Source organism: Robertmurraya korlensis, from assembly GCF_023715225.1.
In the GTDB taxonomy this organism is placed as follows: Bacteria; Bacillota; Bacilli; order Bacillales; family Cytobacillaceae; genus Robertmurraya_A.
Map to the genome: position 1 here is coordinate 242418 of NZ_JAMBNS010000007.1, position 16180 is coordinate 258597.

The window sequence follows — 16180 nt, forward strand, 5'->3', positions numbered from 1 at the left end:
CTGTTTTTGTCTATATCCTTCTTTTTTTCTCCTAAAAACTGTTCATTTCATCACTTTCTAAATTGAGTTGCCAGTGGATCCCGAACTTATCTGTAACTTGACCGTATAGTTTGCTCCAAAATGTTTCTTGGAGTGGCATTGTGACCTTGCCATCAACACTCAATTGTTCAAACCAGGATTTTAGATTCTCACTATCTTTGTTTACAATAGCAAGAGTAACGTTATTTCCTTCAATAAACGGCATCCCAGGGAAGTTATCGGAAAACATCACATTCGTTCCGTCAATGCTAAGACGTGTGTGCATGACTAATTTTTTGGCTTCTTCTGGAAGTGGATGGTCCGGATGAGGTGGGGTATCTCCAAAAGTCATAATTTTTGGTTTCTCCGTACGAAACACATCTGCATAAAATTCAACAGCTTCTTTGCAATTACCGTCAAAAACAAGATAAACATCAACAGACATCATCTTCACTCCTAAAAAATAGTACAATCATTTCCATTATACCCAATGCTCATTTTAAAGGGAAAGGACACTAGCATTTGGAATTGTGCTGAAAATAGACGATAATTAACTTATACATAGTAGAGGAGCGGAAAAATGTTGTCACAAAAAAGAGAAAACATTAAAATTGGTAGTCATGTAAAGGTAGTACAAAAAGCAGATCAGCGAACAGGGAAATTAACGGAAGGTGTCGTTGCAAAAATCCTTACAAATAGTCCTACTCATCCACATGGTATCAAGGTGATGCTAGAAAATGGTGTAGTTGGGAGAGTAAAGGAAATAATATAATTTTCCAGAAGTAAGTATTTTAGGCAAAATAGAATTTTATTTTATTCCTCGTACAAAATAATGGTAGAAAAACTATTTTTTGACGCGTGGAGGAAATGAGAATGCCTGATACACCTTCAATGACATCTTCAGAGATTGGAGCAGTATGGATTACATATCAACAAAAAACCATGATGTTTCAAATGCTTGACTACTTTATCAATAATGCCGATGATCATGAAGCAAGAGAAATCATGAGCTCTTTAAAAGAAGAAATTCAACCATTTATAGCACAGATGGTTTCTATGTTTAATGCAGAGGGAGTTCCCATTCCGATTGGCTTTGTTCCTCAAGATGTAAATAAAGACGCACCGAAGCTTTATGATAATGGCTTCGATATTATGTTCGTACGGATAATGAAAGAAATCAGTTCAGGAATGCATACCTTAAACTTAACGATGGTTTATCGAGAGGATATCATACTTCTCTTTAGAGATTTAACGAAGATGACACAAAAATATTATGATGATTGTACAAAATATCTGCTGAAAAAAGGTCTTCTTCCAAGAGCGCCATACGTAACAACCGAAAAATCAATTGAATTTGTTAAAACAAATAATTACCTCGACGGGGCAAAACTGTTTAGTGAAAAAAGACCACTAAATACGGTGGAAATTGCACATATTTACCGTGGGGTTGAATCAAATGTGACTGGGATGCAAATGATCCTAGGTTATGCTCAGGTGGCGAAAGAAAAAGAAGTGAAGAAGTATTTCAATAAGGGTGGGGAATTAGCAAAATCAATGATTAAGGATATGAGTGAAGTTCTTCTCCAAAACAATATACAAGTTCCAACAACAGCAGGTGGAAATATAACAGATTCAAAAGTTCCACCATTTTCGGATAAAATAATGATGTATTGTATCAGCCTTTTCTGCAGCTTTTCATTAGGAGGAAATTCCGTTGGAACGGCCTTTAGCTTAAGAAATGATTTACCTGTAAAGCTAGCAACGTATATGAAGGAAATTTTCGAATATGCCCATGAGGGAGCAAAGATTATGATCCAGAATGGCTGGATGGAAGAGCCCCCACAGACGATCAAGTAGAAAAAAATAATAATTAGTACGTACTAGAGCGGGAGCATATCCTGCTCTTTTTTCGCGATAAATGGGTGTGTATTTTACTATAAACAAGCTGTTTTTGTCACATAATGTACCTTTGTTCCTGGTTGTATATCCCTATATAATAATATTGGGTAAGGTTTCTGCAACAAATAAGTAGGGGAGAGTACGGTCATGACAGTACTAGCATTACCTGATCATCTAACATGCTTTCTGAAACTTGGTGATGCAGTGATTATAACTGATAGAGAGCATACAATTATAGCAGTTAACAAAGAATTTGAAACGATTACTGGATACTCAATGGAACAAACAGTTGGGAAGAAAGCGGGTTTTTTTAAATCAAAATTTACCACTCAATCAACCTATGAATCAATGAAAAAGGCTCTTTCAGAAGAGAAGCATTGGTCTGGGATACTGGACAATCGTAAACAAACTGGGGAGCTCTGGCACTCCTCCATTACAATTACTCCAATTCGAATAGGGCAATACCTTTATTATGTGGGTGTATTTAGAGAACTCGAAAGCTTAAAAAAAGGAGTGTACTTTCCAGATAAAAAACTTTTTGAGGTGAAAAGGGAGCTTTTACGAGTTCTGGCAGTATCTTGTGAAATTCGGGATCCTGGCATTGAAGAGCATTTACTTAGGGTTCAAGATTTAACGGAATTATTGCTGAGGACGCATTGCCAAAGGAATGATCTCTCCTTAGATACGTCTTTTATAAACAATGTTATTCATTCGAGTATTATGCATGATATTGGGAAAGCTGGAATACCTGAAGGAATCTTGTATAAGCCAGGACCTCTAACATCGTACGAAAGAAGAATTATTGAACTACATCCTCTCATGGGAAAGGATATTTTTAATAAAATTACCACCTCAGCTAGTCATGAATTTATGAGTAACTTAGCTATTGCAGAAAACATTATTCTTTTTCATCATGAAAAATGGGATGGGACAGGATACCCCTATCGACTGAAAGGAGACGATATCCCATTTGAGGCAAGAATTGTTGCCATCGTTGATGTGTATGATGCCTTAACAAGTCGACGACCTTATAAAGACTCATGGTCAGAAGAGCAAGCGTTGGTGTACATAAAGGAGATGCGAGGAAAGCACTTTGACCCTGATTTAACAGATACATTCCTGAAACTATTTTAACTGAAAGCTAAAATTTCTTCCCCTATATAGGTAATCTTCAATTTCAGCGTAATATAATGAAGTATGACATGAAACGGGGGAGGGGGGAAGGGTTGAGCAAGCTTTTCGGACTACTAATCATTTCATTTGTGATACTCATTGGATGTACAAAGAATGCTGATGAAGAAAAACCTGTTGCACAACCATCTGTTGGAGAGAAACCGGCAAACGATGATGGAGACAATCCGTCATCAGGGGAGAAGCCTAGTCAAGACCAGGATGATGGAGAAGAAACAGATGACAATCCGGGTACAACCGATCAAGGAAGTACAGGTGTGACAAAGGTGAAAATTTTCCTTATTGGGATAGATGACAATGGAGCTAGTGGAAAAAAGATTGGGGCAAACGATAGTGCTATACCGGTGCTTGTTGATATTGAACCTACAAAGGCGCCATTAAAGGCAGCACTTACCAAGCTATTATCCTTAAATGAGCAAATATACGGCCAATCTGGGTTTTATCATTCTCTTTATCAATCAAACTTAGAAGTTAAAAGTGCGATAATTGATGATGGTGAGGCAGTTATTGAACTAACTGGTAATCTTAAACTTGGTGGGGCACTTGATAACCCTCGGGTAAAGGCACAAATTGAAGAAACGGCACTTCAGTTTGATAGTGTGAACAAGGTATCTGTATTTATTGATGGGAAAAAACTTGATGAAGTGTTATCACTTAAGTGAAATTCATATAGACCAAACAGCTTGAAGTCAGGACTTCAGGCTTTTTTTGTTCATACTTTTTTCACACTTCCTTTTTAATATAGAAATATTCTTTAGTTAGAATGACCTATATGAAATAGTTGTGGAAGGAAGAAAAGACCAATGAATTTATTGAAAAATCTCAAATTTGGACAGAAAATTGCTGTTCTCACCGTTAGCTTTTTTATTTTTCTTATTATTACAGGAATAACGTCCCTTGTTCAAATTTCAGAAGTGAACTCGAATATTCAAACCCTAAATAATGAAAATCTCGTACCAATCGTCAAGCTAGAGTCCATTAAATCGGATATTGAATACATAAGAACTCTAGCCAATTCACTTAAGGATGCTAGTGAAGATGAGGAAGAAATGCAATCCATTCAAGACAAAATCGTAGCACAAATGGCTAGTACAAATGAAAGCCTAGAAGAATATAAGAATAATAGTAACTACAATGAATTTATGGCTAGATACGATGAGTACATAGAGGCTGTAACATCTTTTCTTGAAAGCGATGGAGTAGGAAGTGTAGAGGAGCAGATGGAGGCTAATGTAGAAAGTCAGGGACCCCCTCAAGAAATGGTCTTACTAGATTCAACAAAAAAGGAAGCGGTAAGCGCACTTGATAAAATCATCGATCTACAAATTGCACAAGCTGAAAGCACGTATAATGAGAGTGAGGCTGTTTACAAGACGACTTTAGTCATAACGATTATTGTAATTGCAATTGCATTCGTGACCACTTTATTGCTTTCCATTTTTATTGCTAGATCAATAAGTATCCCTACAAGAAGGGTGACATCTAAGCTCAAGGAAATCTCAGAAAGTAACGGAGATCTTACGGGCCGTATTGGGTACGATAGTAAAGATGAGATTGGCGAGCTAAGCAAAAGTTTTGATACCTTTGTAGAAAAACTTCAAAGAATCATAAAGGAAGTGGCTGGGTCCGCTGAAACGATTTCAGAATCGAGTGATCAGTTAACAGATGCAACAAGTGAAACGACAAAGTCACTTGAGCAAATCACTTATACGGTTTCAGAAATTGCCTCTGGAACTTCACAAAGTGCGGCAGTAATGGAGGAAACGACGGGTAACTTAATTGAAATGGCAAGCTTCTCTAGTCGTACATCAAAAGCAACGAAACAAACAGCAGATAATACTCGACTGGTTCATGAGGCAGCTGTAAATGGCTCAAAAAAGATAACGGAAGTAGTATCTTCTATCTCAGATATTGCTGCATCGTCAAAGGATGTGACCATGGTCATTAATGAGTTGAATACCTCTTCAAATAAAATTAGTGATTTCATCCAGATCATTACCGGTATCTCTGCTCAAACGAATTTGTTAGCGTTAAATGCAGCGATTGAAGCAGCGCGAGCTGGAGAAGCAGGGAAAGGTTTCAGTGTTGTTGCCGATGAAATTCGTAAGCTTGCAGACGAAAGCAATCGGGCAGCCCTACAAATCTCAAATTTAGTTCAGGAAAACCAAGTGAAAACATCTTCTGCCGTTTCGTCTGTTCTAGAAGTAGAGGAGTTGGTAACAGCTGGAGTTGAGAAATCCAATGAAGTATCCGATGCCATTCAACATATTATTTCTCATATTCAAGAGATTTTACATGAGATTAACCAAATTGATGCAGCAGCTGAAAAACAAGCATTATCAACAAATGAAATGGAAATGGCAATGAGTAATCTAGCACAGACAGCAGGAGAAACGGCTACAGGCACTGATCAAATTCGTACCAGAATTTCAGAGCAACTCGCAACAATGACCAATATTGAGGGAACAACCGAACAGTTGTCTAAAATGGCAAAAACTCTACGAGAGTTAACGGCAGGATTCAAGATGTAATAATACGATAAAACCCACCATACGGTGGGTTTTACTACATTATGCAGACTTTGGTTCAGGTACTTTTGTTAATATAATAAGACCAATAATAAATAAGATTACGAGGCTGAAAACACCACTGCTTGTATGGCCAGTTATTTGTGCAGTTGCTGCAACAAGGAGTGGCCCCATAATAGAGGCGAATTTTCCAAAGATATTATAGAAGCCAAAAAACTCATTAGACCGTTCCTTTGGTACAAGCTTTGCAAAGTAGGATCGACTTAATGCTTGAATTCCACCTTGCGATGAGGCTACAAGCATGGCCAGTATCCAGAAATCAGTGGCTGTCTCAAGGAAGAACGCATAAATACAAACAATGATATAGACCACGATTCCAACGTAAAGCATTCTTTTCTCGGAGAATTTTTCGGCAAGCTTCCCATACAGAATTGCAAAGGGAGCAGCAACAACTTGGGTAACAAATAAAACAATTAATAATGTCGTAGAACCAATACCTAAATCCGTTCCATATGCAGTTGACATCGTAATAATAGTCCCAACACCATCGATGTAAAAGAAATACGCTAGTAAGAATAAAAACAAAGCCCGATACTTTTTAATTTCCCTAAAGGTTTCAGCTAGCCTTTTGAAGCTGCTTGCTACAGGCTTAGGGTCACGAGGAATGTAATATATTTGATGTACATTTTTGAATATTGGTATCGAGAATAAGCCCCACCAAAGAGCGGTTATGACAAATGAGATTTGACTAGCTGAAGTCGTAGAGATGGGAATGATCTTAGATTGTGCAAGCATAATGAACGCAATACTAATGATAAAAGGAATGGTACTTCCGATATATCCAAGACTAAACCCACGTGCAGACACACGACTCATTCGATCCTCTGTGGCAACATCAACTAAAAAGGCATCATAAAATACATTCGATCCGGACGAACCTATTACAGCAATCGTGTAAAAGATTAAAAGCCAAAGCCATTGATCGCTCGGAACAAAGGCTAATGCTGCTGTCATTGAGATCCCTAATGCAACAAAGAAGGTGAAAAACTTTTTCTTAAAGCCTTGATAATCAGCAATTGTACCCAATATGGGTGCTAGTAGAGCAAGAATGGATGTTGCAATTGCAATAGTATAGCCTAAATACGCAGTTGAATCAGCGGCATCAATTCCGGAGTTATTTGCTGCTGCCTTATAAAATAATGGAAAGACAGCAGTAGAGATAATGATAGAATAAGCAGAGCTTGCCCAATCATACATAATCCAGCTTTTCTCTTCTCTGTTAAAGCGCTTCATAAGATTCCCCCTTGGATGGTTACTTCCATTTTCACATAAAAATAGCTTCATAGATTAGTTTTGGAACTATTTTTACAAACCTTTTACATTATTAGTAACTTTTCTAGCACTCTCCCATCAACTGCCCCTAAGTCGAGTCCAAGGAGGCGAGCGAGTGTTGGACCTTCATCAATAAGCCTCATAGATGTGAGGACTTGACCGGTTTGGATTCCATTACCGCTTGCAATAAAGATGGTATTGTAGTCACTTTTTTCTGGTGAATAGCCATGGCAAGCTTTTGTATACTTTTTTGATGCAACGTCTGTTTCTGTAACTTCATCAATAAATGCGCCTTCAAATGATTCATGAAAGTAATATCCTCTAACTGCTTCTAACATTAAGCTGCAATTTGGGTCTGCCCCGAATTGAGAAGCTTCTTTTGAAGACCAAATTGCTTCGATTTCAGAACGGTTCAGTAATTCACGAACACGTCTCAATGTCTCTTGGTCTTGATCCTTTATATAGATATATGCAGATCCATCACAGCTTTTGCAGTAAGCCTTCCAGTGGGTAACTTGATTATTTTTCCCTGCTTGTAGAAGACCGTGCTCACGAAAAAGTACGTTAGGTTTTAACACTTTAGACTCATCGAGGGCACTGTGATCACCTAATATGATTAAAGTAGATTGATGGAAAATTCCTGCAGTCTGTAGTGCATCCATTATGCGGCCGAGTCTTTGGTCATGTCGCTTAATTGCTGCAATTGCTTCTTTTGATGAAAAACCAGTTTCATGCCGCTTCGTGTCAAGATCGGTAAAATGGATCAACATGAGGTTGGGCTTTTTCATACGAATCGTTTCAACAGCGGCTTCAAGTACGAAGTCATCGAGCTCTGGTTGGGAAAGTCCCTTTCTGATATGGCCGAATTTCTTGTTCATTTCAAGCTGATAAAGAGAGCTTCCGTTCACTAAAGAAACAGGGATTTGGTGATGCCATCGACGATTGGCGAAGATCTCGGGCATATTATAGTCAATATTTGCTTTTGCGGTTACAGGCCAAAGAAGAGCAGCTGTACTCATCCCTTTTTGTTTAGCTTCATCATATAAGGTGGTACCTTGGATATCTCTTCTGTACCAATACCAATCTGGTGAGACCCTTCCAGGTTGAAGTAAGGTGTTGTTAATTATTCCATGATTTTTTGGTAGTTTTCCAGTAACGATTGTTGCGTGACATGGATATGTTACAGAGGGATAAATCGTCTGGACATTTTTGCAATAAGAGCTATTTTTTAGTAGCCTTTGAAAATTTGGTAGTGCTTCTAGTAGTGGAAAATCTAAGCTTGATAAGCAGTCAAACGAAATGACAATTAAATGGTCAGTCAAACGCTCCATAAATGGCCTCCGTTATGTAGTTTGAAATCTATCTTCATCATATCAAAAAGGATTTCAATTTTCAGAAAAAAATAGAAGGCTACAGAAAAAAGACGATGGAGTGAACTCCATCGTCCGACGTAGTCTTATTTAATTAGAAGTATCTTACCAACTGTTCCATCAGCGCTTTGGCCAATCACACGAACTTTTAATCCGTATTGAGGTACGTTACGACCGGCATCGACCAAACCTTTGTTTGAATAATCTGCACTGTCATCAAATAATGGAGAGCGTTGAGTAAAATGATCTTTCATAGTGATTCCTAGAGTACTAGAGTAATCTAAGAACATTTTATCTGTTTTATTAACATTGAAGGCTGCATCGTGAATTTGGTAGCGAGTAGAACCAACTGCACCGTCACTCCAGTAGTTTGTGTGCTGATCCGCGTCAACGACACCAACAAAACCATCACCAGGGTGAATTCCTGTCCAGTTAGAATCGAACTTTTTATCAACATACCAAACAACTAATCCTTCATCATAACTCATTAAGCTAGCACCACGACGAATATTCGCTAACCCTTCGTCAACGCCGTTGTGGCTACGCCATTCAAGCAAATAGTAATGCTCGGAAGTAACAACTCCATTTGATTTTGAGAAGCCGTGAGATACGAAAGACGATTCACCCTCAGCATCATCAAATACAACTTGTTCTCCGTTAACACTTACTGCTACATCGTCTACATATAGACCTGGATTTACTGCTGCTACATCAGTCCAGTAGTTAATGGATAATGAAACTTTTTGACCAGCATATGCTGAAAGGTCAAATTCTGCATCCACCCATTTACCATTTGAAGAGCCTGTGATTCCATGTCCAGGGTTTTGGTCATGTGGATCCGTTTCTGTAGTAAGGTTTCCTGGAATGGTCTTACCATTAACTTGAACCGAAGCATAATCCCAATCAACTTCAATGTCGTACCATGTTTTGAATGTCAACTTTGCTGATGTTGCATTCGTTAAATCAAGAGTGGTCGAAAGAGAGTTATTTAAATTATTTGCACTACCTGAGAAATACATGGAGTCCCCACTGTATGGAGAAGTGATGACGGTTTCTTTGTCAGGAAGTGTTACTTTTAACACGTCGTTATTCGTACCTTTTGAGGCTGCTTCATCAAGAAGGACTTCAACGCCTGCCTTAGAGACATCAGCAATGTCAATTTCAGTGCCTGTTTGCCAGTTGCCACCAGCTGAAGCTTGTAGCATTTCTTTCATGTATGGGCTAAAGCCGGTTGGCATAGAACCAGGAAGGTCACCTGCCCAGCTGCCACTTGCCATAATAGACCAGTAGGCAACAGCCTCTCCAGCTCCAGTATATTGAGTGTCATACTCATCTGGAAGACCTAAATCGTGACCGAATTCGTGAGCCATGACTCCGACAGCACCGTCTTCAGGTTCAACTGTGTAGTCGTAAGCAGCCATTGTTCCACCCCAGTAAGGGACAGTTGCTGTAGTACCTGGAATTCTTGTTACAGAACCAAGATTCCAACGGTGAGACCAAATCGCGTCTCCACCTATTTTTCCACCGCCTGCTTCTTCACCAACACCAGAGTGAATGACCATTAGATGGTCAACGAGACCGTCTGGCTCAAGGTAATTTCCATCGCCATCAAGATCGTAACGATCCCATTCGTCGTAGTCTTCAAGATTAACATTTGGATCATCTGCTGCAGCTTTGAGTGCTTCAGTAATTAACGTTCGAGGTCGTGCATCACTACCGTCTGGGGTAGGAACATTACCACCGTAGTAAGCAGCCGGTTGACTTGCTTTGTACCATCCAGCGACTGTACCTTCAACAGAGTAGCTGCCACCAGATTGTTGTTCATAATATTGTTTCATAGATACATAGGTTTTGCCATCTGGCCCTTTCCAGCCACCTGTTCCAAATAGCATGTCCTGATAGTGAGCTTGCGAGTACGCTTCATCACCCTTGTAGTACATGTCGGTTTCTTCTGGAGTGAGTGTATTGTGAGGGAGGTCAGGGTATTCCATTAGCACAACGAGTACTTTATCTGTTCTCATGCCTCCGTCCCATGCTTCTTCTTGAACAGAGTCAACGGCTTGCTTCTTTGTCTGACCAAGCTTGTTTCCCTTACCATTTGTTAAGTTAGAGTTTTTCATTTCCTTTTGAAGAGCGGTCCGAACATCTTCTTCCTTTTCATGGAGTTCACCAGCTTCCTTTTCAGCTGATGTTGCTTTGTTTTGTAGGAATTTGTTTAAAGCTTTTTCTGCGTCTGCTGGGCTTGCATTTTGTGCGATTTTACCAGAAGCTTTTAGCATTTTGATTAATCGCTCGTCATTGGCAATTCCGAGGTCAAATGGGGAGCCACTTGCATGTGAGTGGGAAGCGTGTGAATCACTTGCTGATTCTGCTGCTATTTTTGAACTAGTTGGTAGAGTGGTAGAAAGCATCCCTACACTTAGTGCCAAAGCAGCGGCTGAGGATATAACTTTTGAGATTTTCAAATTTTTCCCTCCATCCTATGGTCTATGTTACTAGTTGAAAAGGTATGTAAAATTTCAATTATTTAGTAACACGAGTGATTCAAATATATCAGAATAATTTGAAAATGTTTATAGGGAAAAGTGACTGATTATTCTTTTAATAATATCTGAAAATTTTGTGAATATTTTACTATAAAAAGGTATCTAAGAAGTGGTGTTGGTAATATAGAATATAGAAGGGATTTACCTATGGTTTAAAGGGCAACTAAAAGTAAGGTTTGAGTCGAAAAGGGAGAAAGGAGGAGAAAATGTGAGTATTTTAATCATTTATGCAACGAAGCATGGAACGGTAGAAAAGTCGGCAAACCTGCTAAAAGAGAAGTTTAGCGATGTTGAGGTAGTGAATATTTTAAAGGATAAGGTACTAGGTCTTTCTAACTATTCGACAGTAATAATAGGGGGAAGTATCTATATGGGGAGAGTTCAAAAAGAACTCACATCCTATATGGAAACCCATCTAGAAGCCTTACTTTCAAAAAAAGTTGGATTATTTTTATGCGCAGGACACCCGGACCAATCTGTCATAGAAGAGGAGTTTAATCAAGCATTTCCTCAAAGCTTAATAGACCAGGCAGTTGCTAAGGATGTATTTGGATATGAACTGGACTTCGCAAAAATGAATATGCTAGAAAGATTCATCATCAAAAAAGTTCACAAAGTCAAAGAAAGCCAATACAATCTAGACGAAACCAAGATCGCCCACTTCGCAAACAAATTAAGGTGACAGACACCTTCCGTGGACAAATCAAGCTGATTTGTCCACGTGGGGCGCACAGTCACCTTTTAGTTAGCTTTTTCTTCAAATAGTCGAGCGATTTCCACTATCACATTTGTTGCCTTTAGCATGTTATCAATGGAGATAAACTCAAATTTCCCGTGGAAGTTCTCTCCGCCGGTGAAGATATTTGGTGTTGGTAGACCCATATAGGAAAGTTGAGAACCATCCGTTCCTCCACGAATGGGCTCGATAATTGGTTCAATGCCAAGCTTAGTCATTGCCTCGTAAGCAATATCCACAATCTCTTTAACTGGTTCAATCTTTTCTCTCATATTAAAGTATTGATCGTGAAGCTCAAGCTCAATGGTTCCTTGGCCGTACTTCTCGTTCAAGTTAATAGCAATTTTCTCCATTGTAGCTTTTCTATTATTGAAGCTTGTGCGATCAAAATCTCGAATAATGTAACTAAGAACAGTCTTTTCAACATCCCCATGGAAGGAAAGAAGATGGTAGAAGCCTTCATAGCCTTCTGTATATTCAGGTGCTTCTTCACTTGGAAGGAGGCTGTTTAGTTCCATTGCAATCTTAGCTGAGTTAACCATTTTACCTTTAGCCGTACCCGGGTGAATATTATTTCCTTTGATTGTTATCTTTGCAGCAGCAGCACTAAAGCTTTCGTATTGAAGTTCGCCAATCGGTCCTCCATCCACTGTATATGCATATGTGGAAGCGAATTTATCAACATCAAATTTATGTGGTCCACGTCCAATTTCCTCATCTGGTGTAAACGCGACACGAATTTTCCCATGTTTAATCTCTGGATGCTGAACAAGATAGTCCATAGCAGTCATAATTTCAGCAATTCCCGCTTTGTTATCAGCACCAAGTAAAGTAGTTCCATCGGTTGTAATCAAATGGTGTCCGATATAATTTTTTAAATTAGGGAAATCCTTTGGTGAAAGAACAATATGTAAGTCTTCGTTGAGAACGATATCTTTACCGTCATAGTTTTCGTGAAGTAATGGATTTACTCCATTACCGGTAAAATCTGTAGCGGTGTCAAGATGGGCTAAGAAACCAATCGTTGGAACCTCTTTATCTGTATTTGCTGGAAGGGTGGCCATAACATAGCCATTTTCATCTATACTAACATCTTCAAGGCCGATCGACTTTAGCTCATCTACAAGTTTATTGGCAAGTGTAAGCTGACCAGGGGTGGAAGGGCAGGTGTTGCTTTCATCATTTGATTGCGTGTCAATAACAACATAAGAAATAAAACGATCAATCAACTCGATTTTCAAAGCGCAATTCAGCTCCTTTTGGGTGATAATTAGGGTTACTAAATTTATATAACTACAAGAATCATATTATCATAGGGGAAAACCAGTGTCATGTATCATTTTAACGAGGAAGAAAAGATAATTGTCCTCCTCTGGTGGACAAATTCACCCAAAGTGTCCACGAGCGGTGACAGACACCCTCCGTGGACAAAACAGCATAAAGTGTCCACGAAGGGTGTCTGTCACCTGGTTTTGCACAGGGGTTGTGTATAACTGTTGGTAGAGGGAGCCCTTTGTATACATATTCATGGTGAATTGTTAACATTATCCACATGACTGTGGATAATGTTGTGCACAACTTTATTCTCTTACTTAGAACTGTTGGTTCTGGCCACTTTTTGCCCGCTTATCTGCTGCTTTTGAACGAGCCATTGCTTCTAAGTCGTCATGGTCCGCTAGGTCGCGACTAAATTCTACATCCAGTCCATCTGATTTCATATTTTTTGGTGTTTGTGGAAGTGTTTGTTTTTTGCTCAATGTCATTTGCCCCTTTCATAGAAAAAAGTACGGAAATGTAACATATTCCCGTACTTTTATCCTTTACCTTTCTGGACATTGTTATGAATGGAAAAAGTTTAATGTCTCGACTTTTTACCTGAGAATCCTCCTGCTTGGTCAGCAAGCTTGAACTCTCTTGAGTAAGTTACCTCTTGCATGCTTGACAACGTGCTTTTAGACTTATCCTTTTTCTTCTTATCACTCATTCAAAAAACATCCTTTCATTAAGGTAGTATTCACGTTACTAATTTTTACCTTAACGATCCATTTGCATACTTCTTTTATGAGTAAATATTTTGAAGAGCTTCTTGAAGTGTCGGAAATGTGAACGCATACCCACTCTTAAGTAACTTTTCAGGAATAACCCTTTGTCCTTCGAGCACAAGCATGCTCATTTCACCAAGTACAAGCCGTAGCGCAAACGATGGGGCAGGAATCCAATGAGGACGATTTAAAACAGATCCAAGTGTTTTTCCAAAATTCTTCATCGTCACTGCCTCTGGTGCACAAAAATTGACAGGTCCAGACAGATCAGATGAATCAATCACATGCTGAAGTCCTTGCACGACATCTTTAATATGTATCCAAGAAAGCCATTGATCTCCTGAACCAACCGTTCCTCCTGCAAACAACTGATAAGGAAGAGCGATCCTTGGCAAAGCACCATCCTTTTTGTCTAAAATTACTCCAAAGCGAGCAAATACGGTTCGAACACCAAGTTCTCTAGCCTCAAGGGTTGCAGCCTCCCATTGATCCACCGTCTGTGCAAGGAAATCATTACCGGCTTTTTCGGTTGCTTCGGTAAAAGTATCAACAGTTGAGGTACCATAAAAACCAATACCGCTCGCATTAATAAGTAATTTCGGTTTATTCTTTAAGCGCTTAATAATTGAAACAACTTCATTCGTTGCATTTATTCTGCTATTTACGATTTGCGCTTTCCGTTCATCCGACCAACGTCCACCATTAATGGACTCACCAGCGAGATTAATGATTACATCAACAGCTTCAATCTCACCTGCAGGATCTGACTCTTTAGAAAGCCACTTCACATAAGTGACGCCCTTTTGATACCCATTTACCTGATTTCGCGTTAAAATAAATAGATCATGTCCGTCCGCTCTGAGGGATTCAGTAAGAGCTTTGCCGACAAGTCCAGTCCCGCCTGTGATGGCAATTCGCATCAGCTTTCCTCCTATAAAAAATCATTTGCTTTTATTCTACACGATTGCCTTCATATTCAACGGACTTGAATGTGCTACAAAAACTATAAGGGGTGAATAAAGATGACAACAATCACAAAAATTACTGTTCAAAAAAAACGAACCGATCGCTATAATATTTTCCTTGATCATGGAAAAGGAGAAGAATATGGTTTTAGTGTGGATGAGGACGTATTAATTAAACACAGCCTCAAAAAAGGCATGGTACTTGATGAACTTCTCTTATCAGAAATATCGTATTCGGATGATATTCGAAAAGCTTACAACACAGCAGTGAATTATTTAGCACGAATGATGAGAACGGAAGCTGAAGTAAGAAAGCATTTAGTTGAAAAAGAAGTGGATGAGGTGATCATTCAAGAGGTCATTCATAAGCTGAATGAATACCAATTCCTAAATGACGAACAGCTTGCTTTTGCCTACGTTAGAACACAAATGAATACAACGGATAAAGGACCAACCGCCATCAAGCGAGAACTGAAGGAAAAGGGAATATCAGAAGCTTATATTCTTGAAGCAATTGATGAGTTTCCCTTTGAATTACAGGTTGAAAAGGCTATTGCTTTATGTGAGAAATATATGAAGAAAAACAAACAAGAATCACAGAAAATCATGAAACAAAAGATCGAACAACTTTTATTCAGAAAAGGATATACCTCAGAAGTTACACAAATGGCTTTAGAGCAGATTGAAGATACAAGTGACGTCGATGAATTGCAGTCGTTACGTTATCAAGCAGAAAAACTTGAGCGAAAATACAGTAAATTTACTGGATTTGAGTATGAGCAAAAAATGAAGCAGGCCCTTTATCGAAAAGGCTTTTCCATTGACGTTATTACAAAGTATTTAGAGTCCAAATAAAAATGGTTTATTTGGACTCAATTACAACATATTCTTGCTGTCTTTGTGAAAAAATGGTTTCTGCCACCTCTGCCGGAGATCGGAATTTGGAAGGATCTTTAACATGCTCGGAACCTTTCCAAAAGGGTGTGTTCATCCCACCCATATACACCGCTGAAATTAGAACAGGTTTTTCTTCATATTCCTTCTGTAAGCTTTCAGTAAAGCCTCGAACAGCAAATTTACTGGCAACATAGGCCGCCTCATTCACTTTTCCCCGCAATCCAGCGGTTGAAATGATATTCATAACAAAGCTTCCGTCCAATTCACATATATTTGGGAGAACAGCTTGAGTCATATACATGGTCCCAAGCACATTCGTTTGAAACATTTCCTCAATTGCATTCTCCTTTATTTTTACAAAAGGACCGAAGATACCAATTCCGGCATTGTTAATAAGTCCGACTACATTATACTCTTTGAAAAGGAATCGGATGTTCTCGTCAACCTCATGTTTGTTTCGTATATCCAAAACAGTAATAATAGCGTTATTTAGTTGTTTTTTTACTTCCAATAAAGTTTCTTCAGACCTTCCAACTAAAATAAGATGGTAGCCTTCCTTTCCATACTTTAATGCAAGCTCTCGACCAAGGCCTGTTCCAGCTCCCGTAATAATAACAGATTTCAATATGTATCTTCCTTTCGCATGGAATAATATT

The 16180-nt window shown here is 38.9% G+C and carries 16 protein-coding genes; 7 read left to right on the forward strand and 9 right to left on the reverse strand.

Going from position 1 to position 16180, the window contains the following annotated elements; translation table 11 throughout:
- Window positions 1-31: 31 nt before the first annotated feature.
- Window positions 32-463, reverse strand: coding sequence for a VOC family protein (locus M3175_RS14525; RefSeq protein ID WP_251520147.1), 432 nt, complete (start codon window positions 461-463; stop codon window positions 32-34).
- Window positions 464-598: 135 nt separating this feature from the next.
- Between M3175_RS14525 and M3175_RS14530 the strand changes: the two genes are divergently transcribed.
- The 5 genes from M3175_RS14530 to M3175_RS14550 all read left to right on the forward strand — a co-directional run bounded on the left by M3175_RS14530 (window position 599) and on the right by M3175_RS14550 (window position 5639).
- Entirely contained in the window at window positions 599-790 is a 192-nt protein-coding gene (locus tag M3175_RS14530) for a YwbE family protein (RefSeq protein ID WP_251520149.1), read from the forward strand.
- A 101-nt stretch (window positions 791-891) separates the two neighbouring features.
- On the forward strand, window positions 892-1875 hold the full coding sequence (locus tag M3175_RS14535) for a DUF3231 family protein (RefSeq protein WP_251520160.1): 984 nt from the start codon (window positions 892-894) through the stop codon (window positions 1873-1875).
- 189 nt (window positions 1876-2064) lie between these two features.
- Complete coding sequence (locus M3175_RS14540) at window positions 2065-3051, forward strand: HD domain-containing phosphohydrolase (RefSeq protein ID WP_251520184.1); 987 nt, start codon at window positions 2065-2067, stop codon at window positions 3049-3051.
- Window positions 3052-3143: 92 nt separating this feature from the next.
- Window positions 3144-3770 carry a GerMN domain-containing protein gene (locus tag M3175_RS14545; protein WP_251520207.1) on the forward strand — a complete coding sequence of 209 codons (627 nt, stop codon included), beginning with the start codon at window positions 3144-3146 and terminating at the stop codon, window positions 3768-3770.
- Between the two features lie 141 nt (window positions 3771-3911).
- Window positions 3912-5639 (forward strand): methyl-accepting chemotaxis protein, encoded by a 1728-nt coding sequence (locus tag M3175_RS14550; protein ID WP_251520209.1) that lies wholly within the window; start codon window positions 3912-3914, stop codon window positions 5637-5639.
- Between the two features lie 39 nt (window positions 5640-5678).
- On the opposite strand, the gene M3175_RS14555 is transcribed toward M3175_RS14550, so the two are convergent.
- The 3 genes from M3175_RS14555 to M3175_RS14565 all read right to left on the reverse strand — a co-directional run bounded on the left by M3175_RS14555 (window position 5679) and on the right by M3175_RS14565 (window position 10749).
- The gene (locus M3175_RS14555; RefSeq protein ID WP_251520211.1) at window positions 5679-6929 is read right to left on the reverse strand and encodes an MFS transporter; all 1251 of its coding nucleotides are present in this window, start codon (window positions 6927-6929) and stop codon (window positions 5679-5681) included.
- An 83-nt stretch (window positions 6930-7012) separates the two neighbouring features.
- Window positions 7013-8299, reverse strand: coding sequence for an alkaline phosphatase family protein (locus M3175_RS14560; protein ID WP_251520213.1), 1287 nt, complete (start codon window positions 8297-8299; stop codon window positions 7013-7015).
- 125 nt (window positions 8300-8424) lie between these two features.
- Window positions 8425-10749: an immune inhibitor A domain-containing protein gene (locus M3175_RS14565; RefSeq protein ID WP_371321699.1), complete on the reverse strand. Its 2325-nt coding sequence runs from the start codon at window positions 10747-10749 to the stop codon at window positions 8425-8427.
- A gap of 343 nt (window positions 10750-11092) precedes the next feature.
- Here M3175_RS14565 and M3175_RS14570 point away from each other — a divergent pair, with 343 nt between their 5' ends.
- On the forward strand, window positions 11093-11566 hold the full coding sequence (locus tag M3175_RS14570; protein WP_251520218.1) for a flavodoxin domain-containing protein: 474 nt from the start codon (window positions 11093-11095) through the stop codon (window positions 11564-11566).
- A gap of 59 nt (window positions 11567-11625) precedes the next feature.
- Here the strand turns inward: M3175_RS14570 and pepT are convergent, their stop codons facing one another.
- The 4 genes from pepT to M3175_RS14590 all read right to left on the reverse strand — a co-directional run bounded on the left by pepT (window position 11626) and on the right by M3175_RS14590 (window position 14582).
- A complete protein-coding gene (gene pepT, locus M3175_RS14575) occupies window positions 11626-12861 on the reverse strand; it encodes a peptidase T (protein WP_251520220.1) in 1236 nt (411 codons plus the stop codon).
- Between the two features lie 351 nt (window positions 12862-13212).
- Entirely contained in the window at window positions 13213-13383 is a 171-nt protein-coding gene (locus M3175_RS14580) for a YfhD family protein (protein ID WP_251520222.1), read from the reverse strand.
- Between the two features lie 92 nt (window positions 13384-13475).
- Window positions 13476-13604 (reverse strand): YfhE family protein, encoded by a 129-nt coding sequence (locus M3175_RS14585; protein ID WP_084362114.1) that lies wholly within the window; start codon window positions 13602-13604, stop codon window positions 13476-13478.
- Window positions 13605-13679: 75 nt separating this feature from the next.
- Window positions 13680-14582 (reverse strand): TIGR01777 family oxidoreductase, encoded by a 903-nt coding sequence (locus M3175_RS14590; protein WP_251520224.1) that lies wholly within the window; start codon window positions 14580-14582, stop codon window positions 13680-13682.
- Window positions 14583-14684: 102 nt separating this feature from the next.
- On the opposite strand from M3175_RS14590, the gene recX reads away from it, so the two are divergent.
- Window positions 14685-15482: a recombination regulator RecX gene (gene recX, locus M3175_RS14595; RefSeq protein WP_251520227.1), complete on the forward strand. Its 798-nt coding sequence runs from the start codon at window positions 14685-14687 to the stop codon at window positions 15480-15482.
- A 7-nt stretch (window positions 15483-15489) separates the two neighbouring features.
- Here the strand turns inward: recX and M3175_RS14600 are convergent, their stop codons facing one another.
- Complete coding sequence (locus tag M3175_RS14600; RefSeq protein WP_251520230.1) at window positions 15490-16149, reverse strand: SDR family NAD(P)-dependent oxidoreductase; 660 nt, start codon at window positions 16147-16149, stop codon at window positions 15490-15492.
- Window positions 16150-16180 lie beyond the last annotated feature (31 nt).